The 24,076-nt window shown below is 37.3% G+C and carries 23 protein-coding genes; 6 read left to right on the plus strand and 17 right to left on the minus strand.

Annotated features, from left to right (window positions below; genetic code table 11):
- Window positions 1-67: 67 nt before the first annotated feature.
- From lepB to V7137_RS06535, 3 genes are all read right to left on the minus strand, one after another.
- Window positions 68-622: a signal peptidase I gene (lepB, locus tag V7137_RS06525; protein ID WP_218350555.1), complete on the minus strand. Its 555-nt coding sequence runs from the start codon at window positions 620-622 to the stop codon at window positions 68-70.
- The gene (locus V7137_RS06530) at window positions 612-1,277 is read right to left on the minus strand and encodes a TVP38/TMEM64 family protein (RefSeq protein WP_335697323.1); all 666 of its coding nucleotides are present in this window, start codon (window positions 1,275-1,277) and stop codon (window positions 612-614) included. Before V7137_RS06530 ends, lepB begins: the two co-directional genes overlap by 11 nt.
- 207 nt (window positions 1,278-1,484) lie before the next feature.
- A complete protein-coding gene (locus tag V7137_RS06535; protein ID WP_335697324.1) occupies window positions 1,485-2,420 on the minus strand; it encodes an LCP family protein in 936 nt (311 codons plus the stop codon).
- Between the two features lie 270 nt (window positions 2,421-2,690).
- Here V7137_RS06535 and V7137_RS06540 point away from each other — a divergent pair, with 270 nt between their 5' ends.
- Window positions 2,691-3,056, plus strand: a complete 366-nt coding sequence (locus tag V7137_RS06540) for a hypothetical protein (RefSeq protein ID WP_218350558.1) — start codon at window positions 2,691-2,693, stop codon at window positions 3,054-3,056.
- A 19-nt stretch (window positions 3,057-3,075) separates the two neighbouring features.
- On the opposite strand, the gene V7137_RS06545 is transcribed toward V7137_RS06540, so the two are convergent.
- Entirely contained in the window at window positions 3,076-3,672 is a 597-nt protein-coding gene (locus V7137_RS06545) for a competence protein ComK (protein WP_335697325.1), read from the minus strand.
- Between the two features lie 160 nt (window positions 3,673-3,832).
- Between V7137_RS06545 and V7137_RS06550 the strand changes: the two genes are divergently transcribed.
- Complete coding sequence (locus V7137_RS06550; RefSeq protein ID WP_335697326.1) at window positions 3,833-4,069, plus strand: IDEAL domain-containing protein; 237 nt, start codon at window positions 3,833-3,835, stop codon at window positions 4,067-4,069.
- A gap of 116 nt (window positions 4,070-4,185) precedes the next feature.
- Here V7137_RS06550 and V7137_RS06555 read toward each other — a convergent pair whose 3' ends face one another.
- The 8 genes from V7137_RS06555 to hemE all read right to left on the minus strand — a co-directional run bounded on the left by V7137_RS06555 (window position 4,186) and on the right by hemE (window position 15,401).
- On the minus strand, window positions 4,186-5,457 hold the full coding sequence (locus V7137_RS06555; protein WP_335697327.1) for a M48 family metallopeptidase: 1,272 nt from the start codon (window positions 5,455-5,457) through the stop codon (window positions 4,186-4,188).
- A 172-nt stretch (window positions 5,458-5,629) separates the two neighbouring features.
- Window positions 5,630-7,192, minus strand: coding sequence for a fatty acid--CoA ligase family protein (locus V7137_RS06560; protein WP_335697328.1), 1,563 nt, complete (start codon window positions 7,190-7,192; stop codon window positions 5,630-5,632).
- Window positions 7,193-7,345: 153 nt separating this feature from the next.
- The gene (locus V7137_RS06565) at window positions 7,346-8,335 is read right to left on the minus strand and encodes a lipoate--protein ligase (RefSeq protein ID WP_335697329.1); all 990 of its coding nucleotides are present in this window, start codon (window positions 8,333-8,335) and stop codon (window positions 7,346-7,348) included.
- Window positions 8,336-8,351: 16 nt separating this feature from the next.
- Window positions 8,352-9,086 carry an MBL fold metallo-hydrolase gene (locus tag V7137_RS06570; RefSeq protein WP_335697330.1) on the minus strand — a complete coding sequence of 245 codons (735 nt, stop codon included), beginning with the start codon at window positions 9,084-9,086 and terminating at the stop codon, window positions 8,352-8,354.
- Window positions 9,087-9,205: 119 nt separating this feature from the next.
- On the minus strand, window positions 9,206-11,569 hold the full coding sequence (locus V7137_RS06575; protein ID WP_335697331.1) for a YhgE/Pip domain-containing protein: 2,364 nt from the start codon (window positions 11,567-11,569) through the stop codon (window positions 9,206-9,208).
- Between the two features lie 221 nt (window positions 11,570-11,790).
- Window positions 11,791-13,218 (minus strand): protoporphyrinogen oxidase, encoded by a 1,428-nt coding sequence (gene hemY, locus V7137_RS06580; protein WP_335697332.1) that lies wholly within the window; start codon window positions 13,216-13,218, stop codon window positions 11,791-11,793.
- Window positions 13,219-13,252: 34 nt separating this feature from the next.
- Window positions 13,253-14,188 (minus strand): ferrochelatase, encoded by a 936-nt coding sequence (gene hemH, locus V7137_RS06585; RefSeq protein ID WP_335697333.1) that lies wholly within the window; start codon window positions 14,186-14,188, stop codon window positions 13,253-13,255.
- Window positions 14,189-14,354: 166 nt separating this feature from the next.
- The gene (gene hemE / locus V7137_RS06590; protein WP_335697334.1) at window positions 14,355-15,401 is read right to left on the minus strand and encodes a uroporphyrinogen decarboxylase; all 1,047 of its coding nucleotides are present in this window, start codon (window positions 15,399-15,401) and stop codon (window positions 14,355-14,357) included.
- Window positions 15,402-15,702: 301 nt separating this feature from the next.
- Here hemE and V7137_RS06595 point away from each other — a divergent pair, with 301 nt between their 5' ends.
- Entirely contained in the window at window positions 15,703-17,103 is a 1,401-nt protein-coding gene (locus V7137_RS06595) for a hypothetical protein (RefSeq protein WP_335697335.1), read from the plus strand.
- Between the two features lie 38 nt (window positions 17,104-17,141).
- Here the strand turns inward: V7137_RS06595 and V7137_RS06600 are convergent, their stop codons facing one another.
- On the minus strand, window positions 17,142-17,777 hold the full coding sequence (locus V7137_RS06600; RefSeq protein WP_335697336.1) for a phosphatase PAP2 family protein: 636 nt from the start codon (window positions 17,775-17,777) through the stop codon (window positions 17,142-17,144).
- 143 nt (window positions 17,778-17,920) lie between these two features.
- Here V7137_RS06600 and V7137_RS06605 point away from each other — a divergent pair, with 143 nt between their 5' ends.
- Window positions 17,921-19,096, plus strand: coding sequence for a M20 family metallopeptidase (locus V7137_RS06605; protein WP_335697337.1), 1,176 nt, complete (start codon window positions 17,921-17,923; stop codon window positions 19,094-19,096).
- A 16-nt stretch (window positions 19,097-19,112) separates the two neighbouring features.
- Here the strand turns inward: V7137_RS06605 and V7137_RS06610 are convergent, their stop codons facing one another.
- The 3 genes from V7137_RS06610 to V7137_RS06620 all read right to left on the minus strand — a co-directional run bounded on the left by V7137_RS06610 (window position 19,113) and on the right by V7137_RS06620 (window position 21,882).
- Window positions 19,113-19,838: an EcsC family protein gene (locus tag V7137_RS06610; protein WP_218350186.1), complete on the minus strand. Its 726-nt coding sequence runs from the start codon at window positions 19,836-19,838 to the stop codon at window positions 19,113-19,115.
- A gap of 99 nt (window positions 19,839-19,937) precedes the next feature.
- A complete protein-coding gene (locus V7137_RS06615; protein WP_335697338.1) occupies window positions 19,938-21,149 on the minus strand; it encodes an ABC transporter permease in 1,212 nt (403 codons plus the stop codon).
- Entirely contained in the window at window positions 21,142-21,882 is a 741-nt protein-coding gene (locus tag V7137_RS06620; RefSeq protein ID WP_335697339.1) for an ABC transporter ATP-binding protein, read from the minus strand. The genes V7137_RS06615 and V7137_RS06620 overlap by 8 nt, the downstream gene beginning before the upstream one ends.
- 594 nt (window positions 21,883-22,476) lie before the next feature.
- Between V7137_RS06620 and V7137_RS06625 the strand changes: the two genes are divergently transcribed.
- Complete coding sequence (locus tag V7137_RS06625) at window positions 22,477-22,899, plus strand: HIT family protein (RefSeq protein WP_335697340.1); 423 nt, start codon at window positions 22,477-22,479, stop codon at window positions 22,897-22,899.
- A gap of 142 nt (window positions 22,900-23,041) precedes the next feature.
- Window positions 23,042-23,569 carry a tryptophan transporter gene (locus V7137_RS06630; RefSeq protein ID WP_335697341.1) on the plus strand — a complete coding sequence of 176 codons (528 nt, stop codon included), beginning with the start codon at window positions 23,042-23,044 and terminating at the stop codon, window positions 23,567-23,569.
- A gap of 56 nt (window positions 23,570-23,625) precedes the next feature.
- Here V7137_RS06630 and V7137_RS06635 read toward each other — a convergent pair whose 3' ends face one another.
- Window positions 23,626-23,817, minus strand: a complete 192-nt coding sequence (locus tag V7137_RS06635) for a hypothetical protein (protein ID WP_335697342.1) — start codon at window positions 23,815-23,817, stop codon at window positions 23,626-23,628.
- Between the last annotated feature and the right edge of the window lie 259 nt (window positions 23,818-24,076).

The raw sequence follows: 24,076 nt of genomic DNA on the forward strand, positions 1-24,076 counted from the left end.
AATTCTACGGTTTTTTCAGGCAAAAAAAAACACGATTCATCATCGTGTATACCCTTCATCTTCTCATCTAAAAATGGACATCCATTTCATTTAATGGCCAGTAGCGTAAATCCACTTTACCAACCACTTGACTGGCTGAAATAAAACCGAACTGCCGACTGTCCCAACTACCTAGGCGATTATCACCAAGGACAAATAACTTTCCATCAGGGACTGTATTTTCACCGGTAATTTCTTTTAAACTAAAGTCACCAGTAATCCTTATCCCAGGTGATTTTTGTTTATACACATTTAAAAAAGGCTCTTCATACTTATGTCCATTAATATACAACTGGTCATCACGATATTCTATTTTATCACCTGGCAAGCCGATTATCCGTTTTACAAAATCTTCTTTTTTATTGGCATGAAAAACAATAACGTCAAATCGATTCAATTCCCCCACTTGATAACCAAGTTTGTTAACGACTAGTTTATTCCCATCCTGCAGCGTTGGCATCATAGATTCGCCTTCTACTACATAGTTTGAAAAGAAAAATGTACGAATAAAAGCAAAAATAATGATTCCGATTGCAAAAGCTTTAGCCCATTCCATGCCTTCCTTTTTCCATTCAATCTTCATTTACGCTCCTCCGTTTCTCCTGCTTATAGTTTCTGTCTATTTCCCCATTATGGTCAGTTTCCGGGCTCTTATTCATTCTGCCTTCAATTCTTTTACCAGCAATCCAAAGAATGAAAATAATAAGCAATACTACAACAGTACGAAGCGGCTTTGTCAGCAATGACTGAACATCATAGCCCACAAAACTAATCGTGAAAATCATCACCATTTTTCCAATACACACAGCTAACATGTATTGAGAAAGGCGAATTTTAGAAAGGCCTGCAACTATATTGACTACAGCTGAGGGTGTAAATGGAAAACAAAGCAGTAAAAAGAGTGGGCCGAATCCATGACGATCTACCCAATCCATCAATTTGCGGACCTGAGGGTGCTTGGGCAAAAAAGCTAATAACTTTTGTTGTCCATACCTTCTGACTAGTAAAAAAACGAGCATTGCCCCGATACATGCTCCTAGCCATGAATATAAGAATCCTAACCAAAGTCCAAACGCACTGGCATTTGCCATTACAAATAAAAACAATGGGAGAAATGGCATAAATGCTTCAATGACTATAAGCAATATGCCTGGTATCGGCCCAAGGGCTCGATAATCCTGAATCAGACTCATAATGTGTTCAAGTGTAAACCACGATTTTAATGATTCAATGTCCATCTGATTTCTCCCCATTATTTTTACTAAGGCTATTTTCGCATAGATTGTTGTTTTTCGTATAATGTCATCAACCCGTATAATTAGATGCTTCGTGGTATCTTCTCGTAAGAATATTTGCGAAAATTGCCCAGAAGCTTAGTAAATAACCCTAATTAAGCTCCAAAAGCAACAAAATTTACGAAAAGAACTAATTAGCAGTACCCATGTTTATTTTGTAATAAATTGATGGAGTGCTTCTTTATTTTTTTCGACATCAATATCTAATACTGCTCCCTCCCCAGCTATTCTCGCATCTGAATAACTATTTTCGACAGGAATTCGCAACGTATCGATATTTCCGCGATTACTCGAAAAGAAATCCTTAGCCATAAATGTTATGTCTGAAGTGTTCATATTTGTATTCACATAAGGAGATACGACTCCAATAAGTTTAGGAAGTTTTGGAATCGTTTGAAGGCCCATTAATTGATCTCCAATGGCTTTAACTGCTTTTTGCTGCCGTTCTACCCTTCCAAAATCACCTATAGCATCATGGCGATACCGGACATAACCAAGCATTTCCTCTCCATTTAATTTTTGCAGACCTGGCTCTAAAGTTACATCAATATTTTTAGACATTTTTTTCTCTACATCTATCTCTACCCCATTTGGAAATGCTTCATCAATAAGTTGCACAAAGCCTTGAAAATCGACTATAACATAGTACTGAAGGTCAATATCAAAATTTTGCTTAATCGTTTGTCTCATTAATTCTGGTCCGCCCCGGGCAAAGGCAGAGTTAACTTTATGTTTACCATGCCCTGGAATTTCGAGGTAGCTATCCCTCATAATGGAAGTTAGTTTAAAGGTCCCTTTGTCTTCATTATAATGAACAATCATGATTGTATCTGCACGCGACCTTTCCTTACCTCTAGCATCACTTCCAAGCACAAGTATATTTGTACCTCCATACTGATCCTTTTGCCCTTCGAAATTATAGACAACATTTGAAGCTTTTTTATCAATTTTTTTTAGTGATTGATTAACGCCCAGTTTGTATTGATAATAAGCATAACCTGCCACTGCCCCAATCAGTAGTACGAATACCAGTAAAATGGATGACCATTTTCTCTTTTTCTTCATTTGATGTTTATCAGATCTCATTGTTATCACCTATTCATCCACGTTTTTTATTCTTCTATTTATATGACTGTTTTTTCACTTTAAGGGTTTCTTCATTTAATTCATTTTCCCCTATCAGATATCCTTCTATTAATAAAAACTTTCTCATATAACAAGTGAAATTTTCAATAAATAAAACTCGCCAAATGACGAGTTTTTGATAATGTAAAGGCCTATTGCTTTTAATGGTTCTTTTTTGTAAAATAAAGAGGAACGTTTGTTCTTATTTCAATGAAAGGTGTGACCGAAAAAATGACCAGAATCCCCGAAGATGATCGTGACATAATGGAAAAAGCTATGTATTTGCCAATGGTTCTAATTATCTTAAACCGGGATTTAACAGTTGTAGAAAAGAGCCCGTTTAAACTAAAACAACCCTATTTAGATTTGATTGAGGAAACGATGAAGGAAATACAGAGGGAATTGGCGGATGTAAAACAATATATGAAAAAAAATAAACTTCAGGTAATTGAAACAAAACGGGACGATGCTTTTACTCTGTACAGGTTTATTTATAAAGGCTATGAAGAAAACCATAATTACTTTAATCCAAGAATCCGTAATAAGGTCCAAGAATTAATGGAGGCCTATTTATTAAAAAAACATCTGTCCCGCTAATGGTTAATCAATGGCAACCTTATTTTGGATCCTTCATACGAGAATTGTATTCAAAAGATGTTTCCAATGCATTTAATGGCTGTGGTCCATGTGGCAAATAAAATAACCTTCTCCCATTACTTTCTATTCTTTGCAAAAGCTTTGATTTTAATAACGAAGTTCTTAACATCTGGCCTTCGATTGTACTTACTGGGACTGGAAATATGTGCGATTGTTTATTGCGGAAAATGATCATTGTTTTTTGAGCGGCTACGCGGCGATAACTCTCAACATGTTCAAATGAAATCCAAATACACGTAGGAATTAGCGGAGAAACCGTAGGATAAAAATAAATGTGATAAATTGGTTCAATTATGATTGGAAGCTTTCGGGAATAACCAATTAATTGCCGTGTTCCTCTTTTCCTGCTTTCGTAATCAACACCAAAATAACTACAACTTTTTTTGATGATATCCAGTGGCTTGAAGGGCGACAAGAATTCATCTTCTAATTCCACTATACGCGAATAAATTTTACTTCCATATACCACTGGTTCAAGAAATAACGTGCGTGAATTGATTTCATAATCTTCGATTTGTTTCAACCCATCCAACTCCTTTTTCATCTTATCCACCATATCTTACCACTCCTTGTTATTTATTCCCTTACTTTTCTGAATTGTTCTTAAATTATTCACAAATTTCACACTAAATAAATATTTATCTGAAAATTATAAAAACCAATGATATTCTTCAAAAAAAACCATATAATTTTAAAAAGCATCTGAGGTGATTTTCATGAATGAAAAATCATACACGGAATTGATGAAACTTGGTGCCATGAAACGCAATCGTCTGAAAGAGAACTTTGTCCAGGATTTATACATCGAAATGCTATTGTCTGAAATTCAGCTAACGGTCGAAAAAGAAAAATTACTGCAAAAAATTGATGCCGCCATCGATGGTCGTGACAAAAAGTCATTTCTTCAGTTATCCGGGCAACTGAAGGAAATTAACAAAAAGTTTGGAACGTAAATTACTTTTTAGCTGCCGTCATGATTGACGGCTTTTTTATTTTTTTATTTTAATTTTTTTACTAACCAAAAAAGGCGGAGACGTATAAATATGTCTCCGCCTTTTTAATGGATTATTTATTTATTCCTTTGTTTCACTTCATATTCTTCAAGCATGGAAATCCGATCAAGCATGGTTGGATGGGTATACCTGAAAATTTTTACTAGTAGCGGTGGATTCACTTGACTTAAACCAGAACGAGTCAATGCCTGGAAAGAAGTGATTGCCGCTTCTGTATTATGGGTCATCTTAATTGCATATTTGTCGGCCCGTGTTTCCTGATAACGAGAAGCAAAATTAGTAAATGGACTAGCAGCAAACAAGAGCATCGATAGGATCATAAAGAATAACGGCAATGAGCGGATATCTCTTATGTCTGATATTTTCAACTCGTTTCCCCAGCGTTTTATTACCCAATTCATAATCCTATAGGTCAAATACAAACCCAGGAGGGAAATTAGCAAGTAGCCTGCTATTCCAAAATAAATATGTTTCTCGATATAATGGCACATTTCATGAGCCATGATAAATAAAATTTGATTATCATTTAGTTTATTTAAAGTGGTATCCCAAAGGACAATTCGAGCATTTGAGCCGATCCCCGTGACATAGGCATTTAAAGCATTCGTTTCTTTTGACTTATCCACTTCAAAAACATTCTGTGCTGGAATTTCGGCCTTTTCAGCCAATACTAAAATTTTGGTTTCTAATTCTTTATTTTTTAATGGATAAAAGTCATTATATAACGGATCAATCACCACTGGTTGGAGAAACATCATAAATAATGTAAACGGAATCGATAATAACCACCCATATAGCCACCATCGTTTTTGGCTTTTCTTCATCAGCCAATATAGTACCGGGACAATTATCAGCCATGTTCCATAATTTATCCAAAAATCTATCAACTCATTTTTCATCCAAGAAGTAAACGTTTGGGTTGAAATATTATACGTTTTTGATAAAGAATAACTGATATAGCTTAATGGAAAAGTCGCCACATAAGCAAAAACAGATAACCAAATTAAATATATAGCGGTTTGAAGCAATTTATACTTTGAGGAATTTTTGGCCCAGTTCTTCATTGCTTTCGATAACCCGAATAATAATACTAAAAAGTAAAAAAGCCATTCTAACGGGGTAGATAAGAAAAATAATAAATTTCTTATTTTGGAATACTCTTCACTAAGCATAAGTTCCCTGCCATTTAAAAAGGTGGCCGGGTCCGCCTTCGACCCCTCATATTCAAATGGAAGGCTTGAATCAGCAAAGTAGAATAAATACCAATAAATAAACAATCCATATAGAATGTAGCCCATAACCGCATAGACTCCCATTTTTCTCGCCATAATTTGTCCCCCTTCAAGTACAACCTCTCTATACTTAGTTTAGTTAAAAAAGAACAAATTAGAACAATTAAAACAAAAGCTGGTATAAAATACGGCTTACAGAAGATAGGAATATATCGATAGGACATGTTCCCCCTTAAAAAGGCAGGTTTTACAAAACCTGCCCGGCATTTTATGAATTTGTAGGTTGGACTACTTGTGTCTTTAGTGCCCTTCTTAATATTTTCCCGGTTGTGTTCTTTGGCAGTACATCAATGAATTCAATAGAGGATGGAATTTTATACTTGGCCAAGTGTTCACTGCAATAATCTAGTAATTGCTCTATGGTTAGTTCAGGTTTCTTGCTGACAACAAAGGCTTTAACAGATTCACCAAGATTTGGATCTGGAATCCCTAGAACAGCCACCTCTACAACATCTGGATGATTATAAATTACTTCCTCTACTTCTCGAGGATAGACATTATAACCTCCAACTAAGATGAGATCTTTTTTTCGATCAACTATATAAAAGTAGCCATCTTCATCCATCCTGGCAAGGTCACCGGTATGAAGCCATCCATTTCGTATCGCCGCTTCCGTTTCTTCCGGCATTTTATAATAACCCTTCATTACATTAGGGCCACGCACGACAAGTTCTCCCACCTCACCCACTGGAACTTCTTCACCCAGCTCATTAAGAATTTTATTCTCAACACGAAGGATTGATGTTCCGATTGAACCAGGTTTGCGCGGCCGATCGAGCGGATTAAAGCATGTAACAGGAGATGCCTCAGACAAGCCATATCCTTCCGATATTACTACTTTAAACTTTTGTTCAAAATTCTTTAAGAGGGCAACAGGTAAGGAAGCTCCTCCTGAAATACATAAGCGTAACGATTTTAGGTCGTCAGGCTTTCCGTCAGGATATTGGAGGAGGAAATTATACATGGTCGGTACACCTGCAAAAACAGACCCCTGATGTTCTTTAACTAAATCAAAAATTTCTCTTGGACTAAATTTTGGTGCAATTAATAGGGTTGCCCCGCTTAATAATGGTGCATTTAAGGCAACCGTCAAACAGAAAACATGAAACATCGGCAGAACCGTAACTACTTTATCATCGGGATTCATTTTCAAATATTCGCTAACATCTTTGGCATTACTATACAAATTCTTATGGGTTAACATTGCACCCTTTGGTTTGCCTGTTGTACCAGACGTATAGAGAATAATGGCAATATCGTCATCATTGAGATCTGGTCCATTGAAAGTTACATCACCTTCAGCAATTACCGATGAAAACGATTTCATTTTTGAATAGCCTGATAGTGTCCCAATTTTCGATTCAATATTGCTAGTTGGAGTCGTTTCACAAAATACATAATGTTCGATTTTTGGCAGGAAGGTATGCATCTTTTCCACTAATGGGAACGCTAGGTCAAGTGCGATAACTACTTTGACATCACCATTATTTAATATGTAGCCTATTTCAACTGACGTATAAATTGGATTCACCGGAATAACAGTTACTCCTAATCGCAATGCACCATATAAACTAACCACAAAGTGTGGTGAGTTTCCCAACAATAGTGCAATATGATCCCCTTTTTTGACTCCTAGTTTTTTGAGGCCTGATGCAAATTTCGTAATGGCAGCATCCAGTTCAGCATAAGTACATGTTTGGCCCATAAATTTATAGGCTGGCTTTGTGGCAAAGTTCTTCGCTGATTCTTCAAACCGTGTTAAAAGATTCATCGTTCTCCTCCTTAGTTGAATGAATACTCATTCACAAAATTGCGACAATTTTCTAAGCATATTATATTAAAAGTAATGAACCTATTCAAGTATAATGCTAGAAAATTCTGATAAAACGAAAACACAGCGTTTGAAAACACTGTGTCTTGTACTTTAGTATAATAAATTTAAAAACTCATCTTTTGCTATATTTCCAAAGTAATGGGTCGTGTCAATACCGGCAAGTGCCTTGTCGATTTCATTTTTTTCATAGCGTATGCCTGTTAACTTCTCCTCAATTTCACTTACATCCCCCACACCAAAAAAGTCGCCATAGATTTTACAATTTTCAATGACCCCTCTATTCACTTCTAAGCGGGCATCAATGCTTCCTACTGGAAAGCGGTGCGAATGCTGCAAATTGAACTTAGGCGATCTACCGTAGTTCCATTCCCAATTTTGGTAGCGTTCTTTTGAAAGTTGGTAAATCTTTTCCCAATCTTCTTCGGTAAGAACATATTCTGGTATTTCTTCTTGAACATCAAAAATATTTTTTAACAGTAATAAACGGAATTCACCCATATTCAACTGTCCTGTGAGGAACTCAGAAATATTGGCCACACGGCTGCGGACTGATTTAATTCCTTTGGACTCTATTTTGTCCTTTTTTACTTTTAAGGCTGAGACCACGTTGTCAATTTCTGAATTAAGCATTAACGTACCGTGGCTAAACATTCTGCCCTTAGTTGAAAATTGGGCATTTCCAGAGATTTTTCGACCTCCAACCTCAATGTCATTTCTGCCGCTTAATTCGGCGTTTACCCCTAATTTTTTTAATGCGGCCACGACTGGTTCCGTAAATTTACGGAAGTTATGAAAGCTTTCCCCGTCATCCTTCGTGATAAAACTAAAGTTTAAATTGCCAAGATCATGATAGACTGCGCCACCGCCAGACAGCCTGCGGACAACTTTAATGTTATTACTTTCCACATACTCCGTATTAATTTCCTCAATTGTATTTTGATTCTTACCTATAATGATGGAGGGTTCATTTATGTAAAATAGTAAATACGTTTCATTAATATCAAGATTTTTCAGTGCATACTCCTCAATTGCCAAATTTACCTGTGGATCAGTAATCTCTTTATTATCGATGAATAACATAGTATTCGGTCCCTTCTTATAGTGAAATCGATTGAAACTCCTCTGCGAGCATAATTATACCCGTAAACTCAGTAGATGCTTCAGTAATTAACTGAGGCAGTGATCCATAGTGAGGCAAATGAGTTAGAATTAATTGTTTTACCTCTGCTTTATGTGCGAATTTTCCTGCATCGATACTGTTCATGTGTCCAGCCGATTTTCCATTTTGGTGTCCATAAAAGTTGCATTCACATAAAAGTAAATCAGCATTGCGACTGAACTCGATAAATTCTTCTTTAAATGAGCTATCTCCAGTATAGACTATTGTTTTTCCAGCTGCTTCTATTCTCATAGCATAACATGGGGCGGGGTGATCTGTTCTAAGAAAAGAAACATGGAATGGACCAATTGTGAGCGTCTCACTAGGATTATAGGCAACTCCTTTTGTGATCTCTTTATAGGTTAATTTGCTAAATTCATATGGAACCAAATCATGACCATAAAGAGGCAGGGTTTGGGTCCTCTTTCCTAAAAATCCTTGGATTAATCTTGCGTGCTGTAAGACGCCAATATCCGCTATATGATCAGGATGGTAATGGGAAAGGATCACCGCATCCAATTCCTCAGGCTGGATAATATTTTGCAACTTAGAAAGGACGCCGCTTCCACAATCAATTAATAATTGAAAACCCTCATGTTCTAGTAAATACCCAGAACTAGCCTCATTCTGTTTCGGATACCCACCCCAATATCCAATAACGGTAAGTTTCAATATAACCCCTCCAATTCAAAGTTTATATTCCTAATATACTCAAAAATCTAGATCAATTTTATTATAGTACAAAAAACCAGCCGGAAAAAAAATGATCGGCTGGTTTTGCTTTTATATTTTTATTCAGTCATTTGATGCTTATATTTATGATTAAATCGCATTGAGAAATAAGCAATTGTTCCTAATGAGAAGGCAAGCATAAAAGCTAATAAAATCATAAAATTTTGCCACATGGAACTGTAATCACCACTTGATATTACAGCTTTAAAGCCTTGGACTGAATAGCTCATCGGCAGGTAAGCATTGAAATGCTGTAAAAAGTTAGGGATTAATTCAAGCGGGAATGTTCCAGCACTTGTCGTTAATTGTAAGATCAAGATGATGATTGCAATAAAACGTCCCGCATCTGCAAATACGGATACAAGCAGTTGAATTAACGCGATGAACGTTAAGCTTGTCATAATCGAAAATAGAATAAACTTTGGAATGCTTTGGACGTCAAGACCTAGCCCTCCAAGGAGAATTATGTCTGCAAGTAAGGCTTGAAAAATTCCAATCCCAGCCATAATGGAAAACTTGCTTGAAAACCAGTTAAATCCATTTGCTGGTGCAATCGTCGTTTCGCGAAGTGGAAAAACAATTGATAGAAGCAAAGCGCCCACAAACAGGCCTAATGATAAGAAATATGGTGCAAAGCCGGTCCCATAGTTTGGTACATGGTTAATTTTTTCATTATCCAGTTTTACCGGATCAGCCATCATATTATAGGTTCTATCATCGGAGTGGACCTTGGATACCTCGTTAGCGCCATCTGAAAGCTTATCTGCTAATTCCTTTGCACCTTTAGAAAGTTTAGATGTACCGTCGTTAAGTTGCTTAGAACCATCCGCTAATTGGCCAGCACCAGATGACAATCCTGATGCGCCTGCTGTTAATTGATGCATTCCATTATTTAAGTCGAAGGCGCCTGTTTTTAACTCACCAGAACCTGATGCTAATTGTCCAGATCCGTTGGTCATTTTATCAGCACCATTAGCAAGTTGACTCAATCCTTCAGAAAGGTTATTTGACCCATCTGCTAATTTTGATGAACCTGCATATAAATCATGGATCCCTTTCTGTAATTCAAGTTGCCCGCCATTTATTTTTCCAATACCAGATATTAATTGATCAAAATAAGGACTTGTTTGTGCTTGAATTTTATCCTCTAATCCTTTCGATGAACCTGCTAATTTTTCATCGACGCCTGTTTTGAACTGGTCAAAACCTGCATCTATTTTAGGATTAAGTTCCGATAAAATCTGTTGCTCTAGCTGTTCTTTCGTTGGGGCATTTTTTTGCTCATTTTCCATTATTCCTTGAACAAGTGCAGGATCTACATTGTTCTCGATTAAGGTTTTGGCTAATTTTTGCATTTTCTCTGTTTGCTGAGTAATGGTTTGTTCAGCCATTTGTGATGCTAATGTATTCGTTAACTGTGATTGAAATTGATCAATGCCGGCATTAAGTTCAGGAACACTTCCGGTCAATTCTTTTTCAATCCCGGCCGCAATCCCTGCTGGCAAGTCTCGTTTTAATTGTTCTGCACCTGCAGATACCTCTTTCGTACCGGCAATTAGCAACGGCAAATTTGCATCAGCTTTTGCTAACCCATTTTTCAATTGAGATGAACCTGTTGCTAATTGTTTGGAGCCTGAAGATGCTGACTTGACACCACTTTCAAATTCAATTGACTTTTCCGCTAATGTCGCGAGTCCATTATAAAGTTCCGTTGAACCTGCAGCAAGCTTGTTAGAACCAGCATCAGCTGATTTCATTCCAGTGTTAAATTCGATTGATTTTTCAGCCAGGGTCGCAAGACCATTCTGTAGGTCCTTTGATCCTTTATTTAGTTCATCCGAACCATCATCGATCTTTCTTGCACCATCACTAGCCTTTACAACACCATCGGCAAGCTCGCTGATTTTATCAAACATCGTTTCTGCATACGTTTCGGTCACCTTTTCAGCAACTGCTGTTTTAATTTTTTCTGCTGCTGTGCCACCGATTTGGGCAGAGAGGAAGTTATAGCTCTCATTAGGTGTATAGATCAATTCCAGTTTTTCGGGTTTATCATCCAGTAAGGTTGTTGCATTTTTTGAAAAGTCCTTAGGGATTTCGATGACCATATAATATTTTTGATCTTTTAAATTGTCATAACCCTTTTTTTTGTCGACAAAATCAAAATCAAATTGTTCATTTTTCTTTAAATTTGCGACTAAATCGTTACCAAGCTTCAGATGAGCTCCATCAAGTGTTGCCCCAACATCTTCGTTGATAACAGCAACCGGCAGTTCATCAAGCTTTGCGTATGGGTCCCAAAAAGCCCATAAAAACATTCCTGCATATAAAACTGGGACAAACATGACAGCGATAATAGGAATTAACACTTTTTTATTTCTTAGAATGGCAAGAAGCTCTTCCTTAATCAGCAGGTTTTTCACTTATAATACCTCCCTTATCTTTATGACCATTTTGTTCATTTGGTCATTTTTCTGCAAAAAATAAGGACGATCTCATCGACTATCCTATTTAATCGAAATTCAAATAAATGACTATTTTGACCGTTTGAACAAAATGGTCAATTAACACTTTTAGAGTATACATCGATTCCGATATGTTTGCAAGCAGAAAAAAGAAGCTGTTATCTTTGAACAGCCCCTTTTTAGGAGTTTCCTCTTTTTAAATAATTTAACACATTTTTGACAGCAGCTTCTCCCTGATCAATGCAATCTGGGAGTCCAACACCCCCATAGGAAGAACCTGCTAAAAATACCCCAGGCAACTCAGCATTCATATGCTCAAAAATATTAGCCAATCGTTGTTTATGTCCCACCGTATATTGCGGCATGGAATTTTTCCAACGTGAAATAATAGCAAAATCCGGATTCATCGTGATATCCATGATCTTTTTCAGATCATCTAGGACAATCTTAATTATTCTGTCATCTGAGAGGTCGACGATTGTTTCATCTCCTGACCTTCCCACATAACACCGAAGCAGTACTTTCCCTTTCGGGGTTGAATGTGCCCACTTTTTGTGGGTCCAAGTACAAGCGGTTATGGAATAATCATTGTTTCTAGAAACAACAAAGCCTGTTCCATCAATATCATTCTTCACCGCTTCTTCAGGAAAGGCTAAGGCTACGGTTGCTACGGATGTCGACGGGACTGATTTAAATGGATCGAAAAAATGATAATCTGCAAACATCGACTGAGTTATCTTATGAGGAGTTGCTGCAATAATGATTTCCGCTGCTAATGTCTCCCCATTATTGAGATATACATCATATCTATCACCATTTTTGGTAATTTTATCAACTCGATGACCTTTTAGGATTGATGAAGGATCGATTTTTTCTTCAATCGCTTCAGCAAATGATTGTAGCCCCGTTTTAAAGGTTAAGAAACCACCTTTAGCTTTTTCCTTACTATCAGGCGTTTTTGGGGGTTGGGAAGGAGTAGATTTTTTCATACCAATGATCAGGCTTCTGTACTTCTGTTCTACCTCATAAAATTGCGGAAAAGTAGACATGAGGCTTAATTGATCTATATCTCCAGCATAAATCCCAGACAATAATGGTTCAATTAAATTTTCAACCACCTCATCTCCGAGTCTTCTTCTGAAAAAATCACCTAACGATTGGTCTTTTCCACTTTCTGACCTTGGTAGAATGAAATCTGCGGCAGCTCTTAATTTACCGGGTATAGAAAATAGACCAGTAGTGATAAACGGGCCCATTTCGGTTGGAATACCCATGATCGATCCACCGGGCATAGAGTGAAGTTTCTCGTTAACTAGAACAAATGATTTACCCGTGGTATTATGGACTAATTGATCATCCATCCCAACTTCCTTTGCAAGCCGGCTAATACTCAACTTTCGGGCTAAAAATGAATCTGGCCCTCTCTCAATTGTAAAACCGTCCCTGATAACAGTTTGCATTTTGCCGCCAAGTCGGTGTGATGCTTCGATAAGTTTAATTTCAATGGGGAGATTATCTTCCTGGATCGCTTTTTGGAGATAGAAAGCTGATGTCAGCCCAGCAATCCCTCCCCCAATAATGATAATTCTTTGTTTTTCTTCCGCCAAGGTGGTCACCTTCTTCCATTAAACTTTCTAAGGCTTATTCAGCGGTCATTTTAAGGACGACGGTCGACAATGCGTCAATAAATTCATCCTTGGCATTCGGCATTTCCGGGCGATAATAACTTACACCCAATTCTTCCGTCACTTTTCTACATTCAAAATCATTATCATAAAGCACTTCAAGGTGTTCACATACAAACCCTACTGGTGCATATACAAACGCTCTATAATGATGCTGATTATATAAATCCCTTGTTAAATCCTGAACATCTGGACCAAGCCATGGTTCTGGAGTTTGCCCTGCACTTTGCCAGCCAACCACATAATTTATTATTCCTGCCTGATTAGCAATTAGGTTAGCCGTTTCTTGAAGCTGGCTTGGGTAAGGATCCCCAAACTGGAGAATTTTCTCAGGAAGACTATGGGCAGAAACAACCAGAACTGCTTGCTCCTTTTCTTCTTGCGGCATTTCTGCAAAGACTTTCTTTATCTTGTCTACCCAATAATCAATAAACTTTGGTTCCTGATACCAGCTGTCAATTGTTCTTATTTTGAGCCCTCCGCCTAATTTTTCTGCTTCTTCTAAAGCTCTTCCATTATATGATTTTATGCTGAAAGTTGAAAAATGAGGTGCAAGAACGATACTAATCGCCTCTTCAATGCCATCAGCATGCATTTGTTTCACTGCATCTTCAATAAAGGGGTTGATGTGTTTTAATCCAAGATACATTTTGAACTCTATGTGGTTTTGAATTTTATTTAGATTTTCTTCAAGTTTTTCTGCTTGCTCGAGGGTAATCTTAGCTAACGGGGAAATCCCACCAATGGCTTCATACCGACTACGCAGGTCTTCAATCATTTCTGGAGTTGGCTTCCGCCCGTGTCTAATGTGGGTATAGTATCTTTCTAAATCATCTAATGTATATGGGGTACCGTAAGCCATTACCAGCAGACCCATTTTCTTTTTTGACATGATCGCACCTCATTTTAAAAATCTGTTCACTTATTCCCAATTCAAATAAGACAATTGGGTTTGGGCCATTAAAAGCATGAATGCCCTTAATGACCCATTATAAAGCACCCATATTATTGTGCCAAAAAATTGGACTCCTTACCAATTTTAAAACTCAAAAGGGGAATTAACGACTTAATTTAGATGCTGAATACTCATGGACAAAGGAAGTTAATTTTTTCAACGTTTCTGGATTTACGGAAGGGAATACACCGTGCCCTAAATTAAAGATATAGCCATCTTGCGCCATCCCTTGGTCTAAAATTACCTTTGCTCTTTCTTCAATAACTTCCCATGGAGCTAACAAAATAGCAGGGTCAAGGTTTCCTTGAACAGTTTTATGAATGCCCATTTCTCTTGCTTGATGGATTGGTAAACGCCAGTCTAAACCTACTACATCAAGCGAAAGGTCATTCCATTCTAATGCAAGATGACTTGCACCAACACCGAACATAATGAGCGGAACATTTTCCTCTTTTAATGAGGTAAAGATACGGTTCATGATTGGCTTAATGAAATAACGATAATCCTCCACATTTAATGCTCCCACCCATGAATCAAAAATCTGAATAGCCTTTGCTCCAGCTTTGATTTGGGATCTTACATATGTAATGATCATGTCGCCCAGTTTGTCCATAAGTGCAAACCATGCCTTTGGCTCGGTATACATGAACGCTTTTGTTTTATTATAGTTTTTAGAAGGGCCGCCTTCGATCATATAACTTGCAAGTGTAAAAGGTGCACCAGAAAAGCCGATTAATGGCACAGATAACTGCTCTTCAGTTAATAATTTAATTGTATCCAATACATAAGGAACATCTTCTTCTGGATTAATTTCACCCAGTTTTTCAACATCTGTTAATGAACGGATTGGATTATCAATGACTGGTCCAATTCCGCCCTTTATTTCTACATCCATGCCAATCGCAGGGAGGGGTGTCATGATATCTTTATATAGAATCGCTGCATCAACGTTATATTGCTCAACAGGCAGGCGTGTTACATACGCACATAACTCAGGCTGGTGAGTGATTTCAAAAAGAGAGTACTTTTCTTTAATTGCTCGATATTCAGGCTGTGAACGACCTGCCTGACGCATATACCAAACAGGGACATGGTCTGTTTTCTCGCCCCTTGCTGCTTTTAAAAATGTTTCATTAATCGGTCTTGTCATTATTGTTGTCCACCTTTCAAAGACGTGTCTGTTGTCCATTTTAATATATATAAGATGAATTTAAAACTCACTGATTCATTCTAAACTGTATTAACTATATCTATTAATCCTATTTGTGTATAGCTAACGATAGTAACTGTCAAAAAAAAGTCGTTTTTACGTTTGAGAATTTGTTAAATTCGGCAGGTAACTCCTCAATATTTTTTCATTTTTTCCTCTCACCACTTAGGGCAATTTTCATATTCTGTATTACATCCAACAGGGCTATAGCCCCCCTGGGTGGATGAAAGGAGGGAATGGCATGATTGTCGAGCTTACTGCACTTCATTGGATCTACGTAACCTTTATTATCCTCATAATTGGATTCATGGTTATGAGAAGAGACACGTCGATTGTATGTATCGTCGGTATTTTTCTAATTGCTATTACAGCAACAGGTTCGTTAAGTCATTCGATTAGCAGCATTTTCAACAGTTTCAGTTATGCAATTACAGAATTATTATCTACTATTCTTGTTATTTCCATAATTGTTGCGATGAGCAACACATTAACGGTAACTGGAATTAATGATGTTATGATATCACCATTTCGAAAGCTGATACGCAATCCTACACTAGCGTATTGGACCATTGGGATCTTAATGATGGTGATTTCCTGGTTTTTCTGGCCTTCGCCCGCTGTTGCACTTTTAGGGGCTGTTCTTTTACCAGTTGCAATTCGCGCAGGATTACCAGCTCTCGGCGTTGCAATGGCAATGAACTTGTTTGGCCATGGAATCGCTTTATCCGGTGACTTTGTCATTCAAGCTGCTCCAAAGCTTACTTCTGATGCCGCCGGTATTCCTATTCAAGATGTTATTGATGCGAGTATTCCGTTAGTGATTATCATGGGCCTAGTAACCACCGTTGCTGCTTTCTACTTCTTAAGAAGAGATATGAAGCGCGGGGTTCTCACAACAACCACCTCTGTTAACACTGATTATCCCTCTGAAGAAGCCACCAATCAACCTACGCTTTTATCACTTGGGCAAAAACGTTTCTTTGCCTTTCTAGTTCCATTATTATTTGCAGCCGACGTTGCCGCAATGTCAGTCCTTGATTTAGCAGGTGGGGATGCGACCGCATTAATCGGTGGTACCTCCATTTTCATTCTTCTATTAATTTCTTTAACAGGTCATAAAAATAAAGGCTTTGAAAAAACTACTCAATATTTAATAGAAGGATTCCAATTTGGATTCAAGGTTTTTGGTCCTGTTATCCCAATTGCTGCATTTTTCTACTTGGGTGATGCCGGATTTGGGAAAATCATTGGTGACTATTTACCAAAATCTTCGCAAGGGATTGTTAATGACTTAGGTGTATCCCTTGCCAGTATCGTACCGTTAAGCAAAGAAGTTGGGGCGATTACCTTAACTACTGTAGGGGCGATCACTGGTTTAGATGGTTCAGGCTTTTCAGGTATATCTCTTGCCGGCTCAGTAGCAAGCCTATTTGCAGTTGCCATCGGTAAAGGTGCCGCCACATTGACTGCCCTCGGGCAAATTGCGGCCATTTGGGTAGGCGGCGGAACTCTTGTACCATGGGCGTTAATCCCAGCTGCAGCAATTTGTAATGTCGACCCATTTGAACTTGCAAGACGAAACCTCTTGCCAGTTGTGATTGGTCTCGTTGTAACAACTATTGCTGCAATGTTTCTCATTTAATCCAAGCAAAGAGGCTGATCTCTGACCAGCCTCTTTGCTTATTTTACTCGTTTTTTAAAATAGGTATATAGTAGAATCCACAAAACAACCCAAAGATAACCTAATGCATAGCCGCCAAGTACGTCCGAAGGGTAATGTACTTGTAAAATAATGCGGCTGGCACCAATCAATAAAAGTAAGATAGCTGTGATTACCGTAATGATTACTTTCCCTGCCCTTGATCTCATCTCTTCCAAAAGCAGATAGGCAATCATAAAATAAACAATCATCCCAACCATGGCATGTCCGCTAGGGAAGCTATAGCTTTTTACCTGAACGAGATGCTCAAGGTCTGGACGTGGACGCTCAAAAAAATCTTTTATTAGCTTACTTACTTCATTTCCGATTGCAACGGATAAGGCCAGAGCCGCGGCACCAACATAATTTTTCTTTTTAACTAGGAGCCAGGCAAGTGCAAGTAAGGCTGCTACCCCTATCCCTTTTTTATCCCCCATTTCGGTAATTTTAATAAAAAACGGAATCAAGGAATCAGGTACATTTGAAAATATCCCGGCAACTTTATTATCTATCCAAAAAGGACTGCTCATTGCCACCTTAATGCATGTAAACGCTGCCCATAAAACAGCTAACAAAATAAATAGATAGGTAAAACTTCTTTTGTCCTTTCGATCCATCCTCCAAACCCCTTCTTGCTTCTCATCTAATTGAAATTCTAGTAAAAGTATAAATAAATTGATTATAAAAATCTACTTTATAGGATAAAAGTGTTAAAATAGTTTGAAAATACATTCTTCATTTGAGGTTTGGGGGATTAGATATGTTAAACAAACTGTTTACGGCACTTGAAGGTTCCTATGAAGAAATGGTTGCAATCCGTCGTTATATGCACCAGAATCCTGAATTATCATTTCAAGAGTATAATACCGCAAAATTTATTCAATCATTTTATGAACAACTCCAAATTGAAGTCAAAGGTAATATTGGTGGAAATGGCGTGGTTGCGAAGGTTTATGGAAAAAAACCAGGTAAAACCGTGGCATTACGGGCAGATTTTGATGCTTTACCCATTCAGGATGAAAAGGATGTTCCTTACAAATCCTTAGTACCTGGGGTCATGCACGCCTGTGGACATGATGGGCATACTGCCACCCTCCTGGTCCTTGCAAAAGCATTAAATGAGCTAAAAGATGAATTGGAAGGTACTTATGTCTTTATCCATCAGCATGCAGAGGAGTATGCCCCAGGCGGTGCGATTACGATGATTGAAGATGGCTGCTTAGAGGGGGTGGATGTAATTTTCGGTACTCATTTATGGGCAAGTGAACCTACAGGAACGATCCAATATCGGACTGGACCGATCATGGCGGCAGCCGATCGTTTTGAAATTGATATCCAAGGCAAAGGCGGGCATGGTGCTCAGCCTCATAAAACCCAGGACGCTATTGTTATTGCATCTCAACTTGTCTTAAATCTGCAGCAGATTGTTAGTCGAAGGGTGAACCCCATTGATTCAGCCGTTGTTACCGTTGGCTCATTTACTGCGCAAAATGCATTTAACATTATTGCTGACAAAGCCCAGCTTATAGGCACTGTTCGTACCTTTAATGACAACGTGCGCCAATTTATTGAAGATGAAATGGACAGAATCATCGCAGGCACATGCGCTATGACCGGCAGTACTTTTCAATTTAACTATGAACGGGGTTACCCAGCTGTAGTCAACCATGCAAATGAAACTGCATTTTTAACCTCTTGTGCACAGCAAGTCACTGAAGTAACCACAATCGAAGAAACCGAGCCGCAAATGGGTGGAGAAGATTTCGCTTATTATTTGCAACACGTGCCAGGAACATTCTTCTTTACCGGCGCAAAACCTTCTGGTATCGAGACAGGCTACCCGCACCACCACCCTAAGTTTGATATTGATGAAAAAGCCATGCTAATAGCAGCAAAAACATTAGGTGTAGCCGCTATAACCATTCATAAACAATAAGAAAAATCCCCTCGACTCAAATTGGGTCAGGGGATTTTTGTATTATTCTTAATCGATAGGCATTCATGGCAGTTTCTCCTAAATGCTTAAGAAGATTGTTATTGGCATATGCACCAACAAACGCCCCAATACCCGGTACAAGCTGGAGCATTTTGGCAAGGTCGATATAATCCCGGTATTCTTGCTGGAATTTGCGCCAATCCATTTCCACCAGTGTCTCTTTTCGGTTATCCCAGTTCTCAATTTCATCTAATGTATTTTTCCGAATGTCTTCACTTGAAAACGCTAGTTGGAAAACATGAAGGATAAACAGTCTTTCTGCATACTCCTTTGTATTAAAACCATAGATGGACGCTGCTTCAAAAAGGAATTTCATCTTAATGGAAAGTAATAAGGGAAAATCCGCCAATCCAAGCAATATTCCACCTGCCCCTGTCCCCGCCCCTTCGATCATCGCTGTCTTCTGATATGCCACAATTTTTTTAGCTGCTAATTCATCTTTTTCTGCTAGGGTTAACCCACGTGCTTGGTCCTTATTTGTTGTCATCTGCGATCCAAATAAAGTAGCTTTAACCATTGCTTTGATACTTTCGGTCATTACCTCATGTACCTTTTCAGGGATCAATTCATTTACTTTTCCTTGAGCTTTTTTCGAAATACGGTTCATCATCCCCGAACGTCTGGTTAATTTTCGCTTCCACTCTTCTACTTCCTCATATACCTTTAATTCATATTCGTTCATATGCCACCCCTCCATAATAATATTTATGCATTCATACGAAAATTTCCGCACAATAGTTTCAAAAAAAATCCCCTTTCATAAAAAAGAGGATTTTGTCGATTATGCTTTTAGCCGATTTTTCGCGTAAAAGTAAACAAAAATATAGGTAAATACAAGACCTGCAAGTAAAAAAAGCAACGAAAGCATGAATTCACCTTTAACCAAAATAAACAGAGCAAAGATAACCGTTTCGATAATTAAAATTGTCAATACCAACCAGGAAAATGCTTTACTTTTAAATCTTTTTTCCACTGGATATAAATCTACCCAAAGTTTGTTTTGATGATGGTTCCAAAGTGGAAGAAGTTGAAAACCTGTTAAATATAAGAATAAGACTCCTAGTAAAATTTGACCTATACCAAAAGAAATAAAATAAATCGCCAGGGCACCAATTACTGTTAAACGCGTAAAGAGGCCAAGATAATCAGATGATCGTAAGAACGCTCTTGAAAACAAATAAAGATATGTATTCTCTTGGGTAAATGCCATTCGGTTAAGGAACAAATCTAACCATTTTCGTCTTTTAACCGTATCCCTTAATTTAGGCACATCAGTAAACATGTTTGCCAAGCGATAAAAAGAAGCCATTCTTTTCTCTTCTTGTTTAATCAATAAATCCCATTTAAGCCCCATTTTTTTTGTCTGAACAGCAAAAGTTCGATAATAAAGTCCACAAATCACAATAATCACCAACAAAATAAAGAGACTCGCTTGTTTAAATAACAAAAAAGTAAAAGTTGCATTAATACAATAGCGAACAACTATGTCCCACCTATGAACATTCGGTTGAACGAAAAAATCAATGCGCCAGCTAGCAGCTAAATTCCACGCCTTTATTATGAGGAGGATGACAAAAAAAGGCAAAAAGGAACGAAAACCTTTACCGCTGCTATGTGCATACATTGGCATCAATATAGCCAAAACCATAAGGAGAAGGTACCCTTGGAAAACAAGACTCGCCACTCCAGAACGAAGGAAGTATCCTTTTAATTTATCCTCAAGCGGAATGATAAACACCTGATCGGCTTCTAGCAAAAAATTGTAAACAGGACTGTATGTTAACAAAAATCCAATGACAATTGCGATTACTATTTCAACTGGAAAACCCGCAGGTAAATTTTCAATCCACTTTTGATAATAAAATGAAGCTGTTCCTATTAAAAACAACAAGACAACGACAAGATGACCATTAAAAATATAGCGTAAGTATCTTCCTAAATCCTTAACACGACCACTAGCTCGTTCCTTCCAAAGCTTTTTATCCTCAAACATAATTTTCTTCCTTTGTTAATTGAATATACAGATCATCTAAAGAAGCAGTTGGCATTGAAAATTGCTTCCTCAATTCATCTAACGTTCCTTTTGCACGTATTTTTCCTTCATGTAAGATCACAAATCGATCACAATATTTTTCTGCCGTTGCTAAAATATGAGTAGACATTAAAATCCCTGCACCGTTATCTTTCATTTTTTTCATTAAATCCAGCAAGGATTGTATCCCTAGTGGATCTAGTCCAACAAAGGGTTCATCCACAATGTATAAGGATGGCTGAATTAAAAAGGCACACATTATCATTACTTTTTGTTTCATACCTTTAGAAAAATGGGCAGGAAACCACTTTAGCCGCTTTTCCATTCGAAATTCTTTAAGTAATGGACTTACGCGCTCCTTGTATGCTTGCTCATCGAGACCATAGGCCATCGCAGTGAGTCTCAAATGTTCCTCAAGAGTCAATTCCTCATATAAAACAGGGGTTTCAGGAACAAACGTAAACAATTTACGATAGGCTTCTTTATTTTCAGTAAAGGTTTGTCCTTTTATTTTTACTGCACCTTTGTGTGGTTCCATTAAACCAATAATGTGTTTGATGGTGGTACTCTTACCAGCCCCATTTAAACCAATAAGTCCGACCATTTCTTTTTCTTTTACTTCAAAGGAAATATCTTTTAAGACAGGATTTCTCGTATAACCTCCAACAAGATTTTCAATCGATAATAATGACATTTTCAACGTCCTTCCTCAGCAGGATTGTCTATTTATTTTAACAAATTGTCCTTGATAAAAATAGGAATTCAAATTTTTATCATTTTTTTTGTATATTTCTTTTCACATCGGACATCATAATATTCGAAGGGGAAACACATTACTTCGATGAAGTGATTCATCAAAAATTGAAATGAGGTGTCTGTTAAAGACAATTAACATTTCAAAAAAGTGAGCTTCCAATTCGTTTCAGATAAGGGGATGGTTGTTTTGTACAGCGTGCACAGTAGCCATTTTGAGTTCTAGTAACACCAAGTAACTGTTTATCTTAAAAAAATAAACATTAAATGAGGTGTTTACCGCAGATCGCTACCTGTTTTTATAAGTTGGGAAAACATATAAAAACAAATAGGGGATGGTCAGCTTGAACAATTATGTTTCTTTATAAAAACACTCTACGAAAAATGAGGTGTTTATCAAAGAACACTCCTAATGAACGTACCTTTTGAAGCAATTCCCCTTCGAGAGGGCAGGATTCCATGCGGATCCTGCCTTTTTCTTTTTTTCGTTTGTATGGTAAAATAATACAAACAATATTGAAGGGACAGTGTAGAAATGAGCGATTGTATATTTTGTAAAATTGTTAATGGAGAAATTCCATCTGCAAAGGTTTTTGAGAATGAACACGTTTTAGCCTTTCTAGATATTACACAAGTAACAAAAGGACATACATTAGTAATTCCGAAAGTACATAAAGACAACTTATTTGAATTAACACCGGAAATTGCTAGGAACCTATTTGAAGTGGTCCCTGCCATTGCTAATGCCTTAAAAAAAGAATTTGATCCCGTTGGACTAAATACTCTAAATAACAATGGTGAACATGCAGGTCAATCAGTCTTTCATTATCATATGCATTTACTGCCTCGTTATGGAAAAGGCGATGGATTTGGAGCAGTTTGGAAAAGTAATCAAAGTGAATATTCTTTCCAAATGTTAGAAGAGATGGCTGCAAATATTAATAAACAAGTAGAATAATAAGATATTTTCAATTATCTGAAAATTATATCTTTATTATTATTAAATTATTATGTTATAATGAATATAAGTTTTTCGCTGTAGGCAATTAGTGCACTGCAGGAGGAACAAATAGATTAGTATAGCAGAGGAGAGAAGAGAAATGAATACGAAGAACATTGTAGTTTTAGCACTTTTAGCGGGAATTGGGGTAGTCTTGCACACGGTTATGCCTAATTTTCTTGGGATTAAACCTGACATGATGCTTGCGATGATGTTTTTAGGAATAATCCTTATTCCTGAAATCAAAAGTGTCATGCTATTGGCAATTGTAACAGGATTTTTGTCTGCATTGACAACCGGTTTTCCAGGTGGACAGATCCCTAATATCATTGATAAACCCATTACTGCGCTAGTTTTCCTCGGTTTATTTTTAGCCTTAAAAAAACACCGAAACTCTATTGTTAGTGTTGGAGCTTTAACAGCCATCGGAACTCTTGTTTCAGGTACAATCTTTTTAACTGCAGCATTCTTTCTAGTGGGATTACCTGCATCATTCACTGCACTATTTGCTGCAGGAGTTTTGCCAGCTATCGCACTGAATACTGTTATCATGATTATTTTATACCCGGTAGCTCAAACAATAGTGAAACGAACTAAATTAACAGCACCTTCCGTCATTCAAAAATAATGTACGGGATCCTTTTTAAGAAAAGAACCCATCGGGGTTCTTTTCTTACTATACTTCTATAAAAATTTTGAAATCAAAACAGCCATTAGCAGGAATATCCCTCCACATCCAAATAGTGCAGCAGCTTTTTTCTTTAGAATTTTTTTAGGCGGATATACTCCAGGTTTTGTTAAATCCAAAAAATATTTAAATGCACCCAATAAAAGGATAGCACTAAAGATATAAAAAATAATGGCAACTATTTTCATCTTCCCTGACCCCCTATTTATTTTCAAAATTTCGGCGAATTGTTGTAACTATTTATATGTGTACCCGTCCATTCCTATGAACAAGGTCTACATGTTTCAACAAGGGGTCCAATGAATATCGTTTGCGCAAATCAAATTCTACCTTTAATTTTCGAAACGTTATTATTATTCAGTAGATACGAATAAAATGAAACAATTTGATTTAGTTTTTTATTTAAATTCTGTTTTTTGAAAATTTCAATAGATTATTGTTCTAATT

Source organism: Neobacillus drentensis, from assembly GCF_036962765.1.
GTDB classification, from domain to species: domain Bacteria; phylum Bacillota; class Bacilli; order Bacillales; family Cytobacillaceae; genus Neobacillus; species Neobacillus drentensis_C.